13 protein-coding genes are annotated in these 17,420 nt (G+C 70.6%); 10 read left to right on the forward strand and 3 right to left on the reverse strand.

Features of this window, described 5'->3' with window-relative positions; translation table 11 throughout:
* The first annotated feature begins 138 nt into the window (after positions 1-138).
* The 5 genes from ACOKM3_RS34310 (at position 139) to ACOKM3_RS34330 (ending at position 7,572) form a co-directional block, all read left to right on the forward strand.
* Positions 139-1,035 carry a carbohydrate ABC transporter permease gene (locus ACOKM3_RS34310; protein WP_426905115.1) on the forward strand — a complete coding sequence of 299 codons (897 nt, stop codon included), beginning with the start codon at positions 139-141 and terminating at the stop codon, positions 1,033-1,035.
* Between the two features lie 5 nt (positions 1,036-1,040).
* The gene (locus ACOKM3_RS34315; protein WP_426905116.1) at positions 1,041-1,973 is read left to right on the forward strand and encodes a carbohydrate ABC transporter permease; all 933 of its coding nucleotides are present in this window, start codon (positions 1,041-1,043) and stop codon (positions 1,971-1,973) included.
* A gap of 66 nt (positions 1,974-2,039) precedes the next feature.
* On the forward strand, positions 2,040-3,380 hold the full coding sequence (locus tag ACOKM3_RS34320; RefSeq protein WP_426905117.1) for an ABC transporter substrate-binding protein: 1,341 nt from the start codon (positions 2,040-2,042) through the stop codon (positions 3,378-3,380).
* A 39-nt stretch (positions 3,381-3,419) separates the two neighbouring features.
* Positions 3,420-5,471 (forward strand): beta-galactosidase, encoded by a 2,052-nt coding sequence (locus ACOKM3_RS34325; protein WP_426905118.1) that lies wholly within the window; start codon positions 3,420-3,422, stop codon positions 5,469-5,471.
* 67 nt (positions 5,472-5,538) lie between these two features.
* Complete coding sequence (locus ACOKM3_RS34330; RefSeq protein ID WP_426905119.1) at positions 5,539-7,572, forward strand: RICIN domain-containing protein; 2,034 nt, start codon at positions 5,539-5,541, stop codon at positions 7,570-7,572.
* Here ACOKM3_RS34330 and ACOKM3_RS34335 read toward each other — a convergent pair whose 3' ends face one another.
* The 3 genes from ACOKM3_RS34335 to ACOKM3_RS34345 all read right to left on the reverse strand — a co-directional run bounded on the left by ACOKM3_RS34335 (position 7,573) and on the right by ACOKM3_RS34345 (position 11,060).
* A complete protein-coding gene (locus ACOKM3_RS34335) occupies positions 7,573-8,844 on the reverse strand; it encodes an alpha/beta hydrolase-fold protein (protein ID WP_426905120.1) in 1,272 nt (423 codons plus the stop codon).
* A 66-nt stretch (positions 8,845-8,910) separates the two neighbouring features.
* The gene (locus tag ACOKM3_RS34340; RefSeq protein WP_426905121.1) at positions 8,911-10,011 is read right to left on the reverse strand and encodes a FecCD family ABC transporter permease; all 1,101 of its coding nucleotides are present in this window, start codon (positions 10,009-10,011) and stop codon (positions 8,911-8,913) included.
* Positions 10,008-11,060 (reverse strand): FecCD family ABC transporter permease, encoded by a 1,053-nt coding sequence (locus ACOKM3_RS34345; RefSeq protein WP_426905122.1) that lies wholly within the window; start codon positions 11,058-11,060, stop codon positions 10,008-10,010. Before ACOKM3_RS34345 ends, ACOKM3_RS34340 begins: the two co-directional genes overlap by 4 nt.
* A 155-nt stretch (positions 11,061-11,215) precedes the next feature.
* On the opposite strand from ACOKM3_RS34345, the gene fes reads away from it, so the two are divergent.
* The 5 genes from fes (at position 11,216) to ACOKM3_RS34370 (ending at position 17,414) form a co-directional block, all read left to right on the forward strand.
* Positions 11,216-12,631 carry an enterochelin esterase gene (gene fes, locus ACOKM3_RS34350; protein WP_426905123.1) on the forward strand — a complete coding sequence of 472 codons (1,416 nt, stop codon included), beginning with the start codon at positions 11,216-11,218 and terminating at the stop codon, positions 12,629-12,631.
* A gap of 14 nt (positions 12,632-12,645) precedes the next feature.
* The gene (locus ACOKM3_RS34355; RefSeq protein ID WP_426905124.1) at positions 12,646-13,629 is read left to right on the forward strand and encodes an ABC transporter substrate-binding protein; all 984 of its coding nucleotides are present in this window, start codon (positions 12,646-12,648) and stop codon (positions 13,627-13,629) included.
* Positions 13,629-14,435 (forward strand): 2,3-dihydro-2,3-dihydroxybenzoate dehydrogenase, encoded by an 807-nt coding sequence (locus tag ACOKM3_RS34360; protein WP_426905125.1) that lies wholly within the window; start codon positions 13,629-13,631, stop codon positions 14,433-14,435. The genes ACOKM3_RS34355 and ACOKM3_RS34360 overlap by 1 nt, the downstream gene beginning before the upstream one ends.
* A 112-nt stretch (positions 14,436-14,547) precedes the next feature.
* Complete coding sequence (locus ACOKM3_RS34365; RefSeq protein ID WP_426905126.1) at positions 14,548-15,783, forward strand: isochorismate synthase; 1,236 nt, start codon at positions 14,548-14,550, stop codon at positions 15,781-15,783.
* Complete coding sequence (locus ACOKM3_RS34370) at positions 15,780-17,414, forward strand: (2,3-dihydroxybenzoyl)adenylate synthase (RefSeq protein ID WP_426905127.1); 1,635 nt, start codon at positions 15,780-15,782, stop codon at positions 17,412-17,414. The genes ACOKM3_RS34365 and ACOKM3_RS34370 overlap by 4 nt, the downstream gene beginning before the upstream one ends.
* Positions 17,415-17,420 lie beyond the last annotated feature (6 nt).

The following is a 17,420-nucleotide window of genomic DNA, read 5'->3' on the forward strand; positions in this document are numbered from 1 at the left end:
GACATGCCGCCACCGAATGTTTACGCAAACATAACAGCCGTGGGGTCCCTCGTACCCAGGGATGTTTACGCAAACATCAGGACGCGTGACACATGGCTGGACGCACGGCTGGACGCATGGACGAGTGAGGGGCGCGAGATGACCACGCTGCAACCGCCGGTCGCCTTGAGGAGGCGCCGCTCATGGACGGGCTGGGGGTTCATCGGCCCCTTCGTGCTCGTCTTCGCCCTGGTCTTCCTCGCGCCGCTCGCCTACTCGGTCTATCTGAGCCTGTTCCGTACACAACTCATCGGCGGCACCACCTTCGTGGGCCTGGACAACTACCAACAGGCGCTCCAAGACGGCCAGTTCTGGGAGGGAGTCCTCCGCGTCGGGCTGTTCCTGCTGGTCCAGGTGCCGATCATGCTGGGCATCGCCCTGCTCGTCGCCCTCGCGATCGACAGCGGCCGCCTCTACGGCAAGGACTTCTTCCGGATCACCGTCTTCCTGCCCTACGCGGTCCCCGCCGTCGTCGCGACCCTCATGTGGGGCTTCATGTACGGCACCCGCTACGGCCTGGTCGGCGACCTCAACGACGCGTTCGGCACGAAGCTGCCCGACCCGCTCTCCGCCGACCTGGTTCTCGCCTCCCTCGGCAACATCGTGACCTGGGAGTTCGTCGGTTACAACATGCTCATCTTCTTCGCCGCGCTGCGCGTCGTACCGCACTCCCTGTACGAGGCGGCCGAGATCGACGGGGCCGGACAGTGGCGCGTCATCACGGCCATCAAGCTCCCGGCGATCCGCGGCGCCCTCGTCATCGCCACGATCTTCTCGATCATCGGCAGCTTCCAGCTCTTCAACGAGCCCGCCATCCTCCAGAAGCTCGCGCCGAACGCGATCACCACCGACTACACCCCGAACTACTACACGTACTCGCTGTCCTTCGCGGGGCAGCAGCAGAACTACTCCGCGACGGTCGCCATCGTCATGGGCGTGATCACGATGATCGTCGCCTACGTGGTCCAGCTGCGCGGCATGCGCAAGGGAGCGTGAGCGCGATGACCACCACCACCGGGCCCGTACGGCCGACCGCATCGCTCAAGTCCACCGCCCCGCGCCTGCGCACCGTCCGGCGGCGCACCGCGGGGCGTCCCCGGCGCAGCGTCCTGCTGACCGTGCTCACCGGAGTCGTCCTCGTCTACAGCCTGCTGCCGCTGGTCTGGCTCCTGATCAGCGCCACCAAGTCCCAGCAGGGCCTTGCCCGTTCGTTCGGCCTGTGGTTCGACTCGGACTTCGACCTCTGGCACAACATCGCCGCGACCTTCACGTACCAGGACGGCGTCTTCGGCCGCTGGCTCCTCAACACCCTTCTGTACGTGGTGGTGGGCGCGGGCGGGGCCACCTTCCTGGCGGTCCTCGGCGGGTATGCGCTCGCCAAGTTCGCCTTCCCCGGCAAGCGTGCCGTGTTCGCCGTCGTCATCGGGGCGGTCGCGGTGCCGGGCACGGCGCTCGCGGTCCCGACCTTCCTGATGTTCAGCAAGATGGGGCTCACCGACACCCCGTGGGCGGTCATCATCCCGTCGCTGATCTCGCCCTTCGGGCTCTATCTGATGTGGGTGTTCGCCACCGAGGCGATCCCCACCGAACTGATGGAGGCGGCCCGGATCGACGGCGCGAGCGAGCTGCGCACCTTCTTCACGGTCGCGCTGCCGCTGCTCGCGCCCGGCACCGTCACCGTCCTGCTCTTCACCACGGTCGCGACCTGGAACAACTACTTCCTGCCGCTGATCATGCTGAAGGACCCCGACTGGTACCCGCTCACGCTCGGCCTCGACTCCTGGAACAAGCAGGCGCAGACGGCCGGCGGTGAGGCCATCCCCCATCTCGTGCTCACCGGTTCGCTGCTCACCATCGTGCCGCTGATCGCCGCGTTCCTGCTGCTCCAGAAGTACTGGCAGTCGGGTCTCTCCGCCGGAAGCGTCAAGGAGTAGGCGCGGCACGGCGGTTCACCCCTCGCACACCCTCTGTAGGACCACGAAGAAGTGGAAGCCATCGCCATGCCCCAGCACTCCCGCCGCGTCCTGCGCGGCATAGGTCTCCTCTGCGCCCTCGCCCTCGGGGCCACCGCCTGCGGCGGCTCCGACGACGGTGACTCCGGTGACAAGAAGGTCGGTTCGGCCGACATCAAGTCGGCCCTGAAGAAGGGCGGCACCGTCACGGTGTGGGCGTGGGAGCCCACCCTGAAGCAGGTCGCCGCCGACTTCGAGAAGAAGTACCCGAAGGTCGACATCAAGCTGGTCAACGCGGGCACCAATAACGACCAGTACAAGGCCCTGTCGAACGCGATCTCGGCGAAGAAGGGCGTCCCGGACGTCGCGCAGATCGAGTACTACGCGCTCGGTCAGTACGCCCTGACGAAGCAGATCACCGACCTCAAGGCGTACGGCGCCGAGAAGCTGGCCGACTCGTACTCGCCGGGGCCCTGGAACTCGGTGAAGTCCGGCGACGGCGTCTACGGACTGCCCATGGACTCCGGCCCGATGGCGCTCTTCTACAACAAGAAGGTCTTCGACAAGTACAAGATCGCCGTCCCGACGACCTGGGACGAGTACGTCGAGGCCGCCCGCGAGCTCCACAAGGCGAACCCGAAGGCGTACATCACCAGCGACGTCGGCGACGCGGGCCTGACCACCAGCCTGCTGTGGCAGGCCGGTTCGCACCCGTACAAGGTGAACGGCACCAAGGTCGGCATCGACTTCACCGACGCGGGCGCGAAGAAGTACACCGACACCTGGCAGAAGCTGATCGACGACAAGCTGGTCTCGCCGGTCACCGGCTGGACCGACGACTGGTACAAGGGCCTCGGCGACGGCACCATCGCCACGCTGCCCACCGGAGCCTGGATGCCCGCCAACTTCGCCTCCGGCGTGAAGGGCGCCTCCGGCGACTGGCGCGTCGCCCCCATGCCGCAGTGGGAGAAGGGCGCGACCGCGAGCTCCGAGAACGGCGGCAGCTCCCTCGCGCTGCCCGAGCTCGGCAAGAACAAGGAGCTCGCCTACGCCTTCGTCGAGTACGCCAACTCCGGTGCGGGCGTGGGCACTCGCATCAAGAACGGCGCGTTCCCCGCGACGACGAAGGACCTGAACTCGTCCTCGTTCCAGAACACCGAGTTCCCGTACTTCGGCGGCCAGAAGGCCAACAAGATCTTCGCCGAGTCCGCGAAGAGCGTGCCCACCGACTGGAAGTACCTGCCGTTCCAGGTGTACGCCAACTCGATCTTCAACGACACCGTCGGCAAGGCCTACGTCTCCTCGACCAAGCTCACCGCCGGGCTCAAGTCCTGGCAGGACGCGTCCGCCAAGTACGGCACCGAGCAGGGCTTCACCGTCGAGAAGTAGCCGCAACGGCCCCCACCCCGCATTCCTGGAAGGACGTGCATGACCGCCTCCCTCGCCTCCCGTTTCCCGTACCCGAAGAGTTCGGACGGCAGCCGGCGCCTCGGCTACGGCGCCGACTACAACCCCGAGCAGTGGTCACGGGAGGTGTGGGCGGACGACATCCGGCTGATGCGGGAGGCCGGGGTGAACGTCGTGTCCCTCGCCATCTTCTCCTGGGCGCGGCTCCAACCCACCGCGGACAGCTGGGACTTCGGCTGGCTCGACGAGATCATGGACCGGCTGCACGCGGGCGGCATCGGCGTCGACCTGGCCACCGCCACCGCGTCGCCGCCGCCGTGGCTGACCGCCGCGCACCCGGAGATCCTGCCGGTGACCGCGAGCGGCGAGACACTGTGGCCGGGTGCCCGCCAGCACTGGCGGCCCACCTCGCCCGTCTTCCGCGAGCACGCGCTGCGTCTGGTGCGCAAGCTCGCGTCCCGCTACGCCGATCACCCGGCCCTCGTCGCCTGGCACGTCAACAACGAGCTGGGCTGCCACAACGTCTACGACTTCTCGGACGACGCGGCCCGCGCCTTCCGGGTCTGGCTGCGCCGCCGCTACACCACGCTCGACGCCCTCAACGACGCCTGGGGGACGGCATTCTGGTCCCAGCGCTACAGCGACTGGGAGCAGCTTCTGCCGCCGCGGCTCGCCGCCTCGCACCCCAACCCGACCCAGCAGCTGGACTTCAAGCGGTTCTCCTCCGACGCGCTCAAGGACCATCTGCTGGCCGAGCGCGAGATCCTGCGCGAGTTCACCCCGGACACGCCCGTCACCACCAACTTCATGGTGATGCCCGGCACCAAGGGCATGGACTACGCGGACTGGGCGGGCGAGGTCGACTTCGTCGCCAACGACCACTACGTCATCCCCGGCCCGCAGGACCGCGACGAGCTCTCCTTCTCCGCCAACCTCACCAGCGGCATCGCGGGCCACCGGCCCTGGTTCCTGATGGAGCACTCCACCAGCGCCGTGAACTGGCAGCCCGTCAACCTGCCGAAGAAACCAGGGGAGTTGGTGCGGGACTCGCTGCTGCACGTGGCGCACGGAGCCGACGCCGTCTGCTTCTTCCAGTGGCGGCAGTCGGCGGCGGGCGCCGAGAAGTACCACTCGGCGATGCTCCCGCACGCCGGTGCCGACAGCGAACTCTTCCGCTCGGTCGTCGAGTTGGGTGACACCCTCGAAGCGCTCGCCCCGATCGCCGGAAGCGGGCGCGAACCCGCGCGCGTCGCGATCCTCTTCGACTGGGACTCGTGGTGGACGAGCGAGCAGGACTCCCACCCGACCTCCCGCCTCGACTACCACCGCGAGGCCCTCGACTGGTACTCGGCGCTGCTGCGCCTCGGTATCCGCGCCGACGTGGTGCCAGCGCACCACACCGACCTGTCCGCGTACGACGTCGTCATCGCGTCCGTCCTGCACGTGGTGCCGCAGCCGCTCGCCAAGGAGCTGACCCGGTACGTCGAGGGTGGCGGCCACCTCGTCACCACGTACTTCTCCGCGATCGTCGACGAGAACGACCACGTGTGGCTCGGCGGCTACCCCGGTGCGCTGCGCGACGTCCTCGGTATCCGCATCGAGGAGTTCGGGCCGCTCCTCGACGGTGACACCGTCGACCTGGACAACGGCACCACCGGCAGCCTGTGGACCGACCGGATCTCCGTCACCGGCACGGACGTCGAGGTCCTCGCCGGTTACCGCACGGGTACGTACGCGTCCCGCCCGGCCGTCACGCGACGCGGTACGGGCCGGGGCTCGGCGGCGTACGTCTCCACCCGCCTCGGCGTCGAAGGCCTCACCGTGCTGCTGCCCGAGCTGCTCGCCGCGGCAGGTGTGTGCAGTGAACTCCCGGAGCAGACGCGGGGGTTGGTCGAGCAGATCGTGCGGCGGGACTCCGAGCACCGCTACGTGTTCCTGATCAACCGGAGCGACGAGCAGGTGCCGCTGCCGGGCCTGACCGGAGACGTACTGGTCGGGCCGGCGGCCGAGGGGGACGGGCTGGTCCTGGCGCCCCGTCAGGTCGCCGTCCTGAGGCAGCCCGTCGCCTCCTAGAGCCACTGCACCTTCCTGAAACCGCACCACCGACACCCCGCTCACACAACGACGTAGGGAGCACACGTTGGCGCGCTTGACCCGCAGACGGTTCATCGGCATCGCCGCGGCCACGGCCGCGGCGGCGGGAACCCAGATCTCCGCCGCCCAGCTCGTCGCCGCCGCCTCCACCACGGCGACGGTCACGGTCACCCCCGACCCCTCGTACCAGGGCGACCGGTTCGAGGGCTGGGGCACCAGCCTGGTCTGGTTCGCGAACGCCACCGGGCACTATCCGGCCGAGATCCGCGAGAGGATCGCCGACCTCGTCTTCGGACGGGACGGCCTCGCCCTGAACATCGCCCGCTACAACATCGGCGGCGGCAACGCCCCCGACGTGCCCGACTACTTGAGGGCGGGCGGCGCCGTCGAGGGCTGGTGGAAGGCGCCCGAGGGCACCACCCGCACCGACACCGACTGGTGGGACCCCGGCAACGAGGACCACTGGAACGAGGACGCCGACGCGACGCAGCGCTGGTGGGTGGACCGGATCAAGAAGGACATCACCCACTGGGAGACCTTCTCCAACTCGCCGCCCTACTTCATGACGGTCAGCGGCTATGTCTCCGGCGGCTTCGACGCGTCGAAGGAGCAGCTGAAGGAGGCGTCCGTCGACGACTTCGCCACCTACCTCGCCGGTGCGACGCGGCGCCTGGAGAAGGCGCACGGCATCAAGGTGAAGACCGTCGACCCGTGCAACGAGCCCAACACCGACTACTGGGATACCAAGTTGGGCGCCGACGGCAATCCGACCGGCGGCCGCCAGGAGGGCTGCCACATCGGTCCCGGCCTCCAGCAGAAGATCGTGCCCGCGCTGGACGCCGCGCTGAAGAAGGCACGGACGACAGCCGTCGTCTCGGCGATGGACGAGACCAACCCTACGACCTTCGTGACGAACTGGACCAGCTATCCGGCCGACGTGAAGAGCCGCGTCGCCCAGATGAACGTCCACACGTACGGCACCGGCGGCCGCACCTCCGTACGTGACCTCGCCAAGGCCGAGGGCAAGCCGCTGTGGATGAGCGAGGTCGAGGGCGACTGGGGCGACGGGCAGTCCTTCACCGACATGCGGCCCGGCCTCGGGCTCGCCCAGCACATCGTCGACGACCTGCGTGAACTGGAGCCCACCGCCTGGGTGTTCTGGCAGCCCGTCGAGGACTGGGACAACATGAAGCCCGGCGGCGAGTCCGCGAAGGGCGGCAACTGGGGCGAGGTCCAGGTCTCCTTCAGCGCGGGTCCCGACGACACCCTGGAGACCTGCCCCGTCTACACGAACACGAAGTTCGACACCGCCCGGAACTTCACCCACTACATCCGGCCCGGCGACCACCTCATCAAGACCGACGACACGAACAGCACCGCGGCCGTCACGCGCGGCGGCGACGGCGCCACCGTCGTCCACGTCAACAGCACCGCGAGCACCCGCACGGTGACGCTCGACCTGTCCAGGTTCGCGACCGTACGCCGGGGTGCGACCGTCACCCCGGTCGTGACCAGCCCGGACGGCAAGCTGGGCGAGCGGAAGCCGATCGCGGTGACGGGCCGGAAGGCCACCTTCACGGTGCCCGCACAGTCGGTGACCACGTTCGTGGTCAAGGGCGTGTCCGGGGTGGCGAAGGACGCGGCGGAGCTGCGCCGGGGACGCACCTACGAGCTGACGGGTGTCCAGAGCGGCAAGGACCTCAGCGTCGCCGACAGTGGTGGCTCGCTCGTCATCAGGTCGGGCACGGGCGCGGCCGGGCAGCGGTGGCGGCTCGCCCAGATCAGTGGCGAAGGACCCGCGAGTCGCAAGCGGCACGTGTTCACCAGCGCCGCCGACGGCAGGCGGCTGGCCGTCCGCGACGGTGCGCCGGTCGTCGAACCCGACACGGGCGAGCGCGATCCGGCCGCCCAGTGGATCCTGTCGAGCACGGGCGACGGCACGTACACCCTCGTCAACGCGGGCACGGGCCGCCTCATCGAGGTCGGCGGGCAGGCCACGAGCGAGGGCGCGCCCGTCGGGACGTGGCAGCCCAACTCCGGTTCCAACCAGCGCTGGCGGGTCACCGATGTGACGTCCTGATCAGCCGCTTCTCGTGCCCCACGGCCCCGCGCCGTGGGGCACGAGCCGCTCCGCGAGCCCCTCGATGAGAGCGGCTGCCCAGCAGGAGTAGTCGTGACCGCCGGTGTAGACGTTCAGCGAAACGTCGAAGCCGCGGGCCGCCATCAGGGAGTGCAGCCGGCTCAGGTCGTCGACCATCTGTCCCTCGTTGGAGCCGACGTCCATACGGATGCGGACGCCGCCGACCGGTGCGGCGGCGGCCTGCTCGTACAGCCAGGTGTCCACGCCTTCCGCGGGCCGCTCCGGGCGCGTCGTCATGCCGGGGCGCCACCAGGTGGAGGCCGAGTGGGCGAGCACCGTGCCGAAGGCGTCCGGCCGGCGCAGGGCCGCCGCGAGCGCGGTCAGCCCGCCGAGGCTCTGTCCGCACAGGACGGTGTTCCGGGGCGCGGCCCGGACGGACAGGTCCCTCGTCACCGCGGGCAACAGCTCGTCGGCCAGTGTGTCGATGAAGCGCGGGTCGGCGCCGAGCTGCCGCATCCGCGCCGCCGGATCGGCCCCCGCCTCGATCCCGACGACGGCCATCGGCGGGAGCAGGCCTGCCGCCGTGGCGGCGCCGACCGCGGTGGCGATGCCGTACCGGTCGAACCACCGCTCGCCGTCGCACACGACGAGCAGCTCCGGCGCGGGGCCGGTTTCGTCGGTGTCCGGCACGAACCGCCGTACGCGGTACACGGATCCGTCGGCGGCGGTGAAGTCGAGGGCCTCGCCGGGGTGCGGTCCTGCCGTCGTCGGCCACTGCGCCAGTGACGGCGCCCCGTCGAGTTCGATCAGGGAACCGAACGGCCCGCCCGCGTGCCGGTTCAGCGGGTCCACGCGCTCGTCCGGCAGCGCGCGGAACGTGCCGCCGCGCGGCCCGTCGGACGTCATGTGGGGATCGTCCGCGCCGAAGGGATGAATGCGGTAGGTGGAGCGGAGGCCCACCGGCAGCCGCAGGCAGACGTACCAGACGTCGGTGCCGTCGAGGCGGCGCATCATCCCGTGGCGTACGCGGTGCTTGTCGGTGACGCGGTTGGCCATGAGGTACACGCCCTCGACGGGCCGGTCGGCGCGCCACACCACCGTGACCAGACGCACGCCCGGGAAGCCCGGTACGGGTTCGACCAACGGCGTTCCCGTACGGGCGAGTTCGCGCCAGAACCGGTCGAGCGCCGCGGGCCCCTGCGCCGCCACCTCACCCAACAGCCGGGCCAGCCGGGGGCTTTCGGGTGCCGTCGACGCGGTCGGGTACGTCATGCGGGTATCGCCTTCCAAAGAATCGGTGACACGGAAGCGTGTGACAGGGAAGCGCCTGACACATGCTCAGACGTGGTGCTCCCTGCGCTCCCGCAGCAGCAGCCACGCCAGGAACAGGCCGCCCGCCACGCCCGTCACCACGCCCACCGGCATCAGCGCCGAGCCGGTCACGCGCTGCGTCAGGAGATCGGCCGCCGTCACCAGGAGGGCGCCCATCCACGCGGCGGGCAGGACGTTCGGCCCCGCGGCGCGGGTGACGCGGCGGGCCAGTTGGGGGGAGGCCATGGCGAGGAACGGGATCGGGCCGGCCGCGGCGACCGCCATCGCGGTCAGGCCCGTGCCCGCGCACAGCAGGATCAGCCGGCTGCGCTCCGGCGGCACGCCGAGGGCGCCCGCCGTGTCGTCGCCCATCTCCAGCATCGTCAGGCGGCGCCCGAACACCATGACCACGGGGACGCAGAAGATCAGGCCGAGCGCCGCCGTCCTGGCCTCCGTCCAGCCCCGGTCGTTGAGCGAACCGATCGTCCAGCTCGCGGCCTGGGCCGCCTTGCCGATGTCGGCGCGGATGTAGAGGAAGCTGGTCGCAGCCCCGAGCACCGCGGAGACCCCGATGCCGACGAGCACGAGCCGGTAGCCGTGCACACCCCGGCGCCAGGCCAGCAGATAGACGGCGATGGCCGTGGCGAAGCCGCCGACGAGCGCGCCGAGCGCGGTCTGCGCGGCGCCCGCGTCGAGGAAGACGATGGCGACGAGCGCGCCCGCCGACGCGCCGTTGCCGAACCCGATGATGTCCGGGCTGCCCAGCGGATTGCGGGTGAGCGACTGGAAGACGGCGCCCGCCATGCCCGTCCCGAAGCCGACGAGAACCGCCACGACGGCGCGCGGCAGCCGCAGGTCGAGCACGATGAACTCGGCGCCCGGCGGCCCGTTCCCCGCGAACGTCCGCAGCACCGCCATCGGCGACAGCTCGTACGTGCCCGTGCCGACGGAGAGCACCACCAAGAACGCCGTGACCACGATCAGCGCCAGGCAGACGAGCACCGTGCGTGGGTCGAAGCGGACCGAGAACCGGCCGACCCGTAGCCTTCCTCGGCGCAACTCGGCCTTGAAGGCCCGGGGTTCCTCCTGCTTCAGGGGCTTCAGGGGGCCCAGGGTCTCGGGGGTCACAGCTGGGCCACCTTCCGCTGACGTACGAGGTGGACGAAGATCAGCCCGCCGATGAACGACGTGACGATGTCCGCCTGGATCTCCGACGGCGCCACCACGACCCGGCCGATGACATCCGCCACGAGCAGCAGGGTGGGCGCGAACAGCGCGCAGTAGGGCAGCATCCAGCGGGGATCCGGTCCCGTGAACGCGCGGACCGCGTGCGGGATCATCAGGCCGACGAAGCCGATCGGCCCGCACACGGCGGTGGCACTGCCGCACAGCAGCGTGATGGCCACGATCGACAGGACCCGGGTGCGCCGCACCGAGGTGCCGAGCGCGCGGGCGTGGTCCTCGCCGAGCGAGAGGGCGCCGAGCGGCCGGGCGAGCGCGAACGCGAGGAGCGCACCGGCGATCAGCAACGGCAGCGCGTTGAGCAGGAGTTCGGGGTCGCGCTTCTCCAGCGTGCCGACGGACCAGAAGCGCATCGAGTCGAGCGTGCTCAGGTCCCACTGCTGAAGCCCGTTGACGTAGCCGAACAGGGCCGCGTTGACGGCCGTGCCGGCGAGCGCGAGCCGCACAGGTGTCGCCGACCGGGTGCCACCGAGGGCGTTGACGACGATGGCGGCGACGGCGGCGCCGAGCAGCGCGAACCACAGATAACCGGTGAACGACGTGATGCCGAACACACTGATCGCGGTGACGACGGCGGCCGACGAGCCCGCGTTCACCCCGAGCAGCCCGGGGTCGGCGAGGGGGTTGCGGGTCAGCACCTGCATCACGCCGCCCGCGAGCCCGAGCGCCGCGCCCACGGCGATGCCGATGAACGTCCGGGGGAGCCGCAGTTCACGAACGATGTTGTCGCTTGCGGAGCCGGACGGCGAGAAGAGCCCGCTCCAGACCTGGCCGGGCGTGAGGTGTTCCGTGCCCACCGCGAGCGAGAGAGCGGCCGCCGCGAGGAGCAGCACCAGGCCGATCACGAGCCCCGCGGTGCGGGGTGGGCGGCCGCGTGGCTCGGTGGCCGGGAGTTGCTGTGTTCCGCCGGGGCGGAGTCGTATTCCTGCGGGCATGTGATTAGCTTAGGCTAACCTAACTTCATCTGCTAACAATTACGTCGACAGAAAAGCCTGGGTCGCTTCCGGGGCGCAGGCCGTTCCCGGGGGACGCAGGCCGTTCCCGGAGGACGCAGGTCGCTTCCGGAGGAAGAGTCGGAGGAAGAGGAGACATGAGCGTCCAGTCCGTTGCCGCCCTGCCGGACCACCGGCCGGACCGCGTCACCGGTGCCCGCGTCGCACGCCTCAAGGAGTGCATCGCCGCGGCCGACGACGCTCAACGCGCGCACATCGCCGAGGAGTTCTGGCAGGAGGCCGCCACCCGCGGCACGCCGTTCGTCGAGGAACTCGACGGTGAGCCCGACCACCGGGCGGTCACCTTCCTGTGGCGCGGCCACCGCGCCACCCGGCAGGTGCTGCTCATGGTCAGCCACCTCGGCGACCGCGCCCACCTCGCGGGCTCCCTCATGGAGCGGATCCCGGGCACCGGCATCTGGCACTTCGGACTGCGGCTGCGCGCGGACCACCGCGCCTCGTACCGGATCGCCGCCGACGTCTCGGCCAAGGAGCCGCCCGAGGACCCCGAGGTGCTCCAGGCGCGGCTGCGCTCCCTCGCCGTCCACGCCGCGCACGACCCGCTCAACCCCCGCCGCCTGCCCACCCGTTGGGGCGCGGGCGACAACTCCGTCTTCGCCCTGCCCGAGGCCCCCGCACCGGCGTGGACCGAGCGGCGCGGCGCCGTGCCCGAGGGGCGCGTGGAACGTCACAGCATCGGCGCGGCGGCGCTGGGCGGCGACCCCGACGTACGGAATGAACGTGACGTATGGGTGTACTTGCCCCCGGCTTCTCGCGGTGACACGGAACATCCGGGGCCTCGCGGTGACACGGAACGGCTGCCCGTCCTCGTGCTCTGCGACGGCGACATGTGGTTCGGCCGCGTGGGCCTCCAGCACACCCTCGACGCACTGGTCGCCGACGGGCTGCTGCCACCACTGGCCGTGCTCGCGCCGGACGCCGTCGACCGGCACACCCGGAACCGTGAACTCGGCGCCCGGGACCCCTTCGTGGAGTTCCTCGCGGACGAGCTGCTGCCGTGGGCGGCTGGCCGCTGGCCCCTCGCCACGGACCCGGCGCGCACCGTCGTCGCGGGACAGAGCCTCGGTGGCCTGGCCGCCCTGCACGCGGGGCGGCTGCGACCGGACCGTTTCGGCCATGTCGTCGCCCAGTCGCCCTCGTTGTGGTGGCGGCCGACCTTGGCGCCGGGCGTCGTGCAGAAGCACATCATCGGGGTGCCGTGGCTCGCCGCCCGGTACGCGGAGACCGACCCCGCGCCGATCACCGTCCACCTCGACGCGGGCCTGCACGAGGGCACGATGGTCGACCACTGCCGGGCGCTCTACGACACGTTGCACTCTGCCCGCTACGAGGTCACCCGGAACGAGTTCAACGGCGGGCATGACTACGCCTGTTGGCATGTCGCTCTCGTCGACGCGCTGATTCGGGTCCTGGGGCCGGTCCCGCCTAGAGCGCCCCTCCGCTTCCCCCCGCTTCCCCCTCCACGCATCACCTCTCTCATCTCATTGTCCTAAGGAGCCCAACGCACATGTCCTCCCCGAGAATCCGTCGCGCCGCCCTCATACCGGCCGTCGCCGTCACGGGCGCCCTGCTCCTGAGCGCCTGCGGCAGCGACAGCGGAGACGACGCCGGCGGCGCCGAGAAGGCCGGGTCCGCGTCGAAGACGCGGCAGCTCACCGACGCCCAGGGCCGAAAGGTCAAGGTGCCGAGCGACCCGAAGAAGGTCGTCGCGCTGAGCGAGCCGACCCTCGACGCGGCGCTCGCCCTGGGCGTCGAGCCGGTCGGCACCACCGCGGGCCGCGGCCAGAAGGGCGTGTCCTCGTACCTCGCCGACAAGGCGTCCAAGGCGCAGGTCGTCGCCTCCGTCGCCGAGGCCGACATGGAGAAGCTCGCCGCGCTCCAGCCCGACCTGATCCTCCTCGACGAGACGACCGGCGCGAAGAAGACCGTCGACAAGCTCCAGGAGATCGCGCCGACCGTCGTCACTGCGAAGCTCAACGAGAACTGGAAGACGGCCTTCACGGACACCGCGGACGCCCTCAACAAGAAGTCCGACGCCAAGAAGTGGCTCGCCGACTTCGACACGCAGGTCGCCGACACGAAGAAGAAGCTCGGCGACAACGCCGGCAACTCCGTCTCCGTCATCCGCTGGCAGGACGGCGCGCCCTCCGTCGTCGGCAAGGGCGAGGGGCACGTCGGCTCGACGCTCGAGGCGCTCGGCATGGGCCGGCCCAAGGACCAGCAGGGCGCGAGCACCGGGCACAGCGAGCCGGTCTCCCTGGAGAAGCTCTCGACCATCGACGGCGACTGGCTGTTCCTCGGCGCGCTCGGCACCAAGGCCGACAGCGAGAAGGCCTACGGCGAGGCCCAAAAGGTCACCAACTTCGGCAAGTTGAAGGCCGAGAAGGACGGCCACGTCGTCGTCGTCGACGGTTCCGCCTGGAACAGCGCGGGCGGCCCGCTGGCGGCGCGGACCGTCCTCGACGACATCAAGGGGGCGCTGGTCAAGTGATGTCCTCGGACACTGGTCAGGACCTGGCCGGCCGGCTCGCCCTCGTCACGGGGGCGGGCCGGGGGATCGGCGAGGCGGTCGTCGCCGCGCTCGCCGGGCGCGGAGCGCGTGTCGTCGCCACGGATCTGGATGCCGAAGCGGTCGCGAAGGTCGCGGCGCCTTACGCGGGCGGGCGGGTCGTCGCCCGGGGCCTCGATGTCACTGACGCGGGGGCCGTGGAGGCGCTCGTCGGTGATGTCGAGGACGCCCTCGGGCCCCTCGATGTCGCTGTCAACGTCGCCGGGATTCTGCGGGGTTCGGCCGTCGTCGACCTCAGTGACGAGGACTGGGCGGCGTGTTTCGCCGTCAATACGAACGGTGCCATGCACGTCTCCCGTGCCGCCGCGCGGCGGATGACGGGGCGGGGTGCCGGGAGCATCGTCACCGTCGCGTCCAACGCCGCCGGGATTCCGCGGCAGGGAATGGCGGCGTACGCCGCGTCCAAGGCGGCCACCGCGATGTTCACCAAATGCCTTGGTCTTGAGGTTGCCGCGTACGGGGTGCGGTGCAACAACGTCTGTCCCGGGTCGACGCTCACCGATATGCAGCGTGGCATGTGGGAGGCGGCTCCAGGGGGTGACGCGGAGGCTGGTGCGCGGTCCGTCATCGAGGGGGACCTCGTGGCTCACCGCACGGGTATTCCTCTCGGGCGCATCGCTGATCCCGAGGACATCGCGGAGGCGGTCGCGTTCCTTGCTTGTGACAGGGCGCGGCACATCACGATGCAGGACCTGTACGTCGACGGGGGCGCGACCCTCCGGGGGTGAGCGGGGACTTTTTCCCCCACCCCGCCCCTTCCCGAAACCGGGGCTTCGCCCCGGACCCCTTTGTCCTCAAACGCCGGACGGGCTTGATAGGCCCCCACTCTTGGAGACATCCATGACCACGTCTCTGACCGGTCCGATCACGGTCAATCGTCCCGACGCGTCCGCCTCCGCGCCCGTGCCCGAGCTCGTCGAGCCCGGGTCGGCCACCGCGCTCCTCGAGGAGTACGCGCCCGTCACCGATCGCTTCCTTGCCACCCCGTACCGGACCCTCCTCGGACGCGGTACCGTCGCCGAACTGCCCCACAGAGATGGGCCGTTGAGCCCCCGTGTGCGGGCGTTGCTCGATGCCCGGCGGAGTGCCGGGGATCCGAATCCCGTGGTGATGGGTGCCCTGCCCTTCGCCCCGGACGCGGCTCCCGCCCTCGCCGTACCGGAGACCGTGCGGTGGGCGCCACCGCTGCGTGAGGATCCGCTCATCGCGCTGCCCGTGCCGTCGGCCGGGGACGCCGCCGACTGGGCGGTGCGCGAGGTCCCGGAGCCGGAGGTGTACGGCGCCGCCGTCGCCGCGGCCGTCGACCGGATGAAGGCCGGTGAGTTCGACAAGGTCGTGCTCGCCCGGACCCTCGAACTGACCGCCCCGCAGGCCCCGGACCTCCCCGTGATGCTGCGGCGCCTGGCCCGGCGCGACCCGGCCGGTTACACCTTCGCCGTGCCCAGCGCTCCCGGCCGTACGCTCATCGGCGCGAGCCCCGAACTCCTCGTCTCCCGCAGCGGGTCGACGCTCACCGCCAACCCCCTTGCGGGCTCCGCGCCGCGCTCCGCCGACCTCGCCGAGGACGTGCGGCGCGCCGCCGCCTTGCTGGAATCGGCCAAGGATCTGCACGAGCACGCCGTCGTCGTGGACGCGGTGCGGGCCGCCCTCGCCCCGTTCTGCCGGACCATCGACGTCCCCGCCCGGCCCACCCTCGTACGGACCGCCGCCATGTGGCATCTGTCCACCACCGTGACCGGTGAACTCGCCGACCCCGAGCGGACGACCGCCCTCGACCTCGCCTCCGCCCTGCACCCCACCCCGGCGGTGTGCGGCACCCCGACCGACCTCGCCCGCCAAGTCATCGCGGAGTCCGAGCCGTTCGACCGCGGCGCCTACACCGGCATGGTCGGCTGGCAGAACGCGGACGGCGACGGCGAGTGGGTCGTCACCATCCGCTGCGCCGAGGCCGAGGGCCGGCTGCTGCGCCTGTTCGCGGGCGCGGGCGTCGTCGCCGAGTCCTCGCCGGAGGCCGAGACCGCCGAGACCGGTGCCAAGTTCCGTACGTTCCTGAACGCCGTGGGAGCCACCCTGTGACCAGTCCCCTCACCCCCGGTGTCGACGCACCCACCTGGCCCGCCGAGTACGCCGAGCGTTATCGAGCCGCCGGGTACTGGCGCGGCGAGACCTTCGGCGGCGTGCTGCGCGAGCGTGCCGCCTCGCATCCCGATCGTGTCGCCCTCGTCGACCCCGCGCCGTCCAGACGCACCTGGACCTACCGTCAACTCGACGACCAGGCCGACCGGTTGGCCGCCGGGTTCGTGGCGCGCGGCATACGCAAGGGTGACCGCGTCGTCGTCCAGCTGCCGAACGTCGGCGAGTTCGTCGAGGTCGTCTTCGCGCTGTTCCGCATCGGCGCGCTGCCCGTGTACGCGCTGCCCGCGCACCGCGAGAGCGAGATCTCGTACTTCTGCTCCTTCACCGAGGCCGTCGCCTACGTGATCCCCGAGCGGCACGCCGGGTTCGACCATCGGGTGCTCGCGAGCAAGGTGCGGGCCGAGACCCCGACGCTGAAGCACGTGTTCGTGGTCGGGGGTGATCCCGGTGGGCACACCCTGCTGTCCGAAGTGCCGTGCGAACCTGTGGAGTTGGACGGGCCGGAGCCGCACGAGCTCGCGTTTCTTCAGCTGTCCGGTGGCACCACCGGGCGGCCCAAGCTCATCCCGCGCACCCACGACGACTACATGTACTCGCTGTGGGGCTCGAACGAGATCTGCGGCGTCGACGCCGACACCCGCTTCCTCGTCGTCCTTCCCGCCGCCCACAACTACCCGATGAGTAGCCCTGGTTGGCTCGGCGTGCTGTACGCGGGCGGCACCGTGGTGCTCGCGCCCGCGCCCGACCCGGAGTCCGCGTTCCCGCTCGTCGCGAGCGAGCGGATCACCATGACCGGGCTCGTCCCGCCGCTCGCCCTCGTCTGGACCGACTCCGCGGCCGGCACCGCGCACGATCTGTCGAGCCTGGAACTCGTCCTGGTCGGTGGCGCCAAGTACAGCGAACAGGCCGCGCGCCGCCTCGAACCCGCTCTCGGCTGCAAGCTCATGCAGGTCTTCGGCATGGCGGAAGGACTCGTCAACTACACGCGCCTGGACGATGATCCGGAGACGGTCGTCGCCACGCAGGGGCTGCCGATCTCCCCGGACGACGAGGTCCGCGTCGTCGACGACGCGGACCACGACGTCCCCGACGGTGACTTCGGGCATCTGCTCACCCGCGGCCCGTACACCATCCGCGGCTACTGGCGCGCCCCCGAGCACAACGCCCGCTCCTTCACCGCCGACGGCTTCTACCGCACCGGCGACATCGTGCGGCGCACCCCGACCGGGCACCTCGTCGTCGAGGGCCGGGCCAAGGACCAGATCAACCGGGGCGGCGAGAAGATCGCCCCGGAGGAGATCGAGAACATCCTCCTCGCCCACCCCGCCGTGCACGACGTCTCCGTCGTCGGCGTCCCCGACGACTACCTCGGCGAACGCTCCCTCGCCTACGTCATCCTGCGCGCGGACGCCGCACCCCTGAGGTCCGTCGCCGTGAAACGGTTCGTACGGGAGCGGGGCGTGGCCGCGTACAAGGTGCCCGACCTCGTCGAATTCGTCGACGCCTTCCCGCAGACCGGCATCGGCAAGATCAGCAAGAAGCATCAGCGGTCCGCCGCCGAGCAGCACTGAGAGGTA

Source organism: Streptomyces nidicola (genome assembly GCF_050106155.1).
GTDB lineage: Bacteria > Actinomycetota > Actinomycetes > Streptomycetales > Streptomycetaceae > Streptomyces.

Bases quoted from the DNA above. Each gene is read 5' to 3' on its own strand.
- ACOKM3_RS34310 (WP_426905115.1), top strand. From the start codon at position 139: ATGACCACGCTGCAACCGCCGGTCGCCTTGAGGAGGCGCCGCTCATGG.
- ACOKM3_RS34315 (WP_426905116.1), top strand. From the start codon at position 1,041: ATGACCACCACCACCGGGCCCGTACGGCCGACCGCATCGCTCAAGTCC.
- ACOKM3_RS34320 (WP_426905117.1), top strand. From the start codon at position 2,040: ATGCCCCAGCACTCCCGCCGCGTCCTGCGCGGCATAGGTCTCCTCTGC.
- ACOKM3_RS34325 (WP_426905118.1), top strand. From the start codon at position 3,420: ATGACCGCCTCCCTCGCCTCCCGTTTCCCGTACCCGAAGAGTTCGGAC.
- ACOKM3_RS34335 (WP_426905120.1), bottom strand. From the start codon at position 8,844: ATGACGTACCCGACCGCGTCGACGGCACCCGAAAGCCCCCGGCTGGCC.
- ACOKM3_RS34345 (WP_426905122.1), bottom strand. From the start codon at position 11,060: ATGCCCGCAGGAATACGACTCCGCCCCGGCGGAACACAGCAACTCCCG.
- fes (WP_426905123.1), top strand. From the start codon at position 11,216: ATGAGCGTCCAGTCCGTTGCCGCCCTGCCGGACCACCGGCCGGACCGC.
- ACOKM3_RS34355 (WP_426905124.1), top strand. From the start codon at position 12,646: ATGTCCTCCCCGAGAATCCGTCGCGCCGCCCTCATACCGGCCGTCGCC.
- ACOKM3_RS34360 (WP_426905125.1), top strand. From the start codon at position 13,629: ATGTCCTCGGACACTGGTCAGGACCTGGCCGGCCGGCTCGCCCTCGTC.
- ACOKM3_RS34365 (WP_426905126.1), top strand. From the start codon at position 14,548: ATGACCACGTCTCTGACCGGTCCGATCACGGTCAATCGTCCCGACGCG.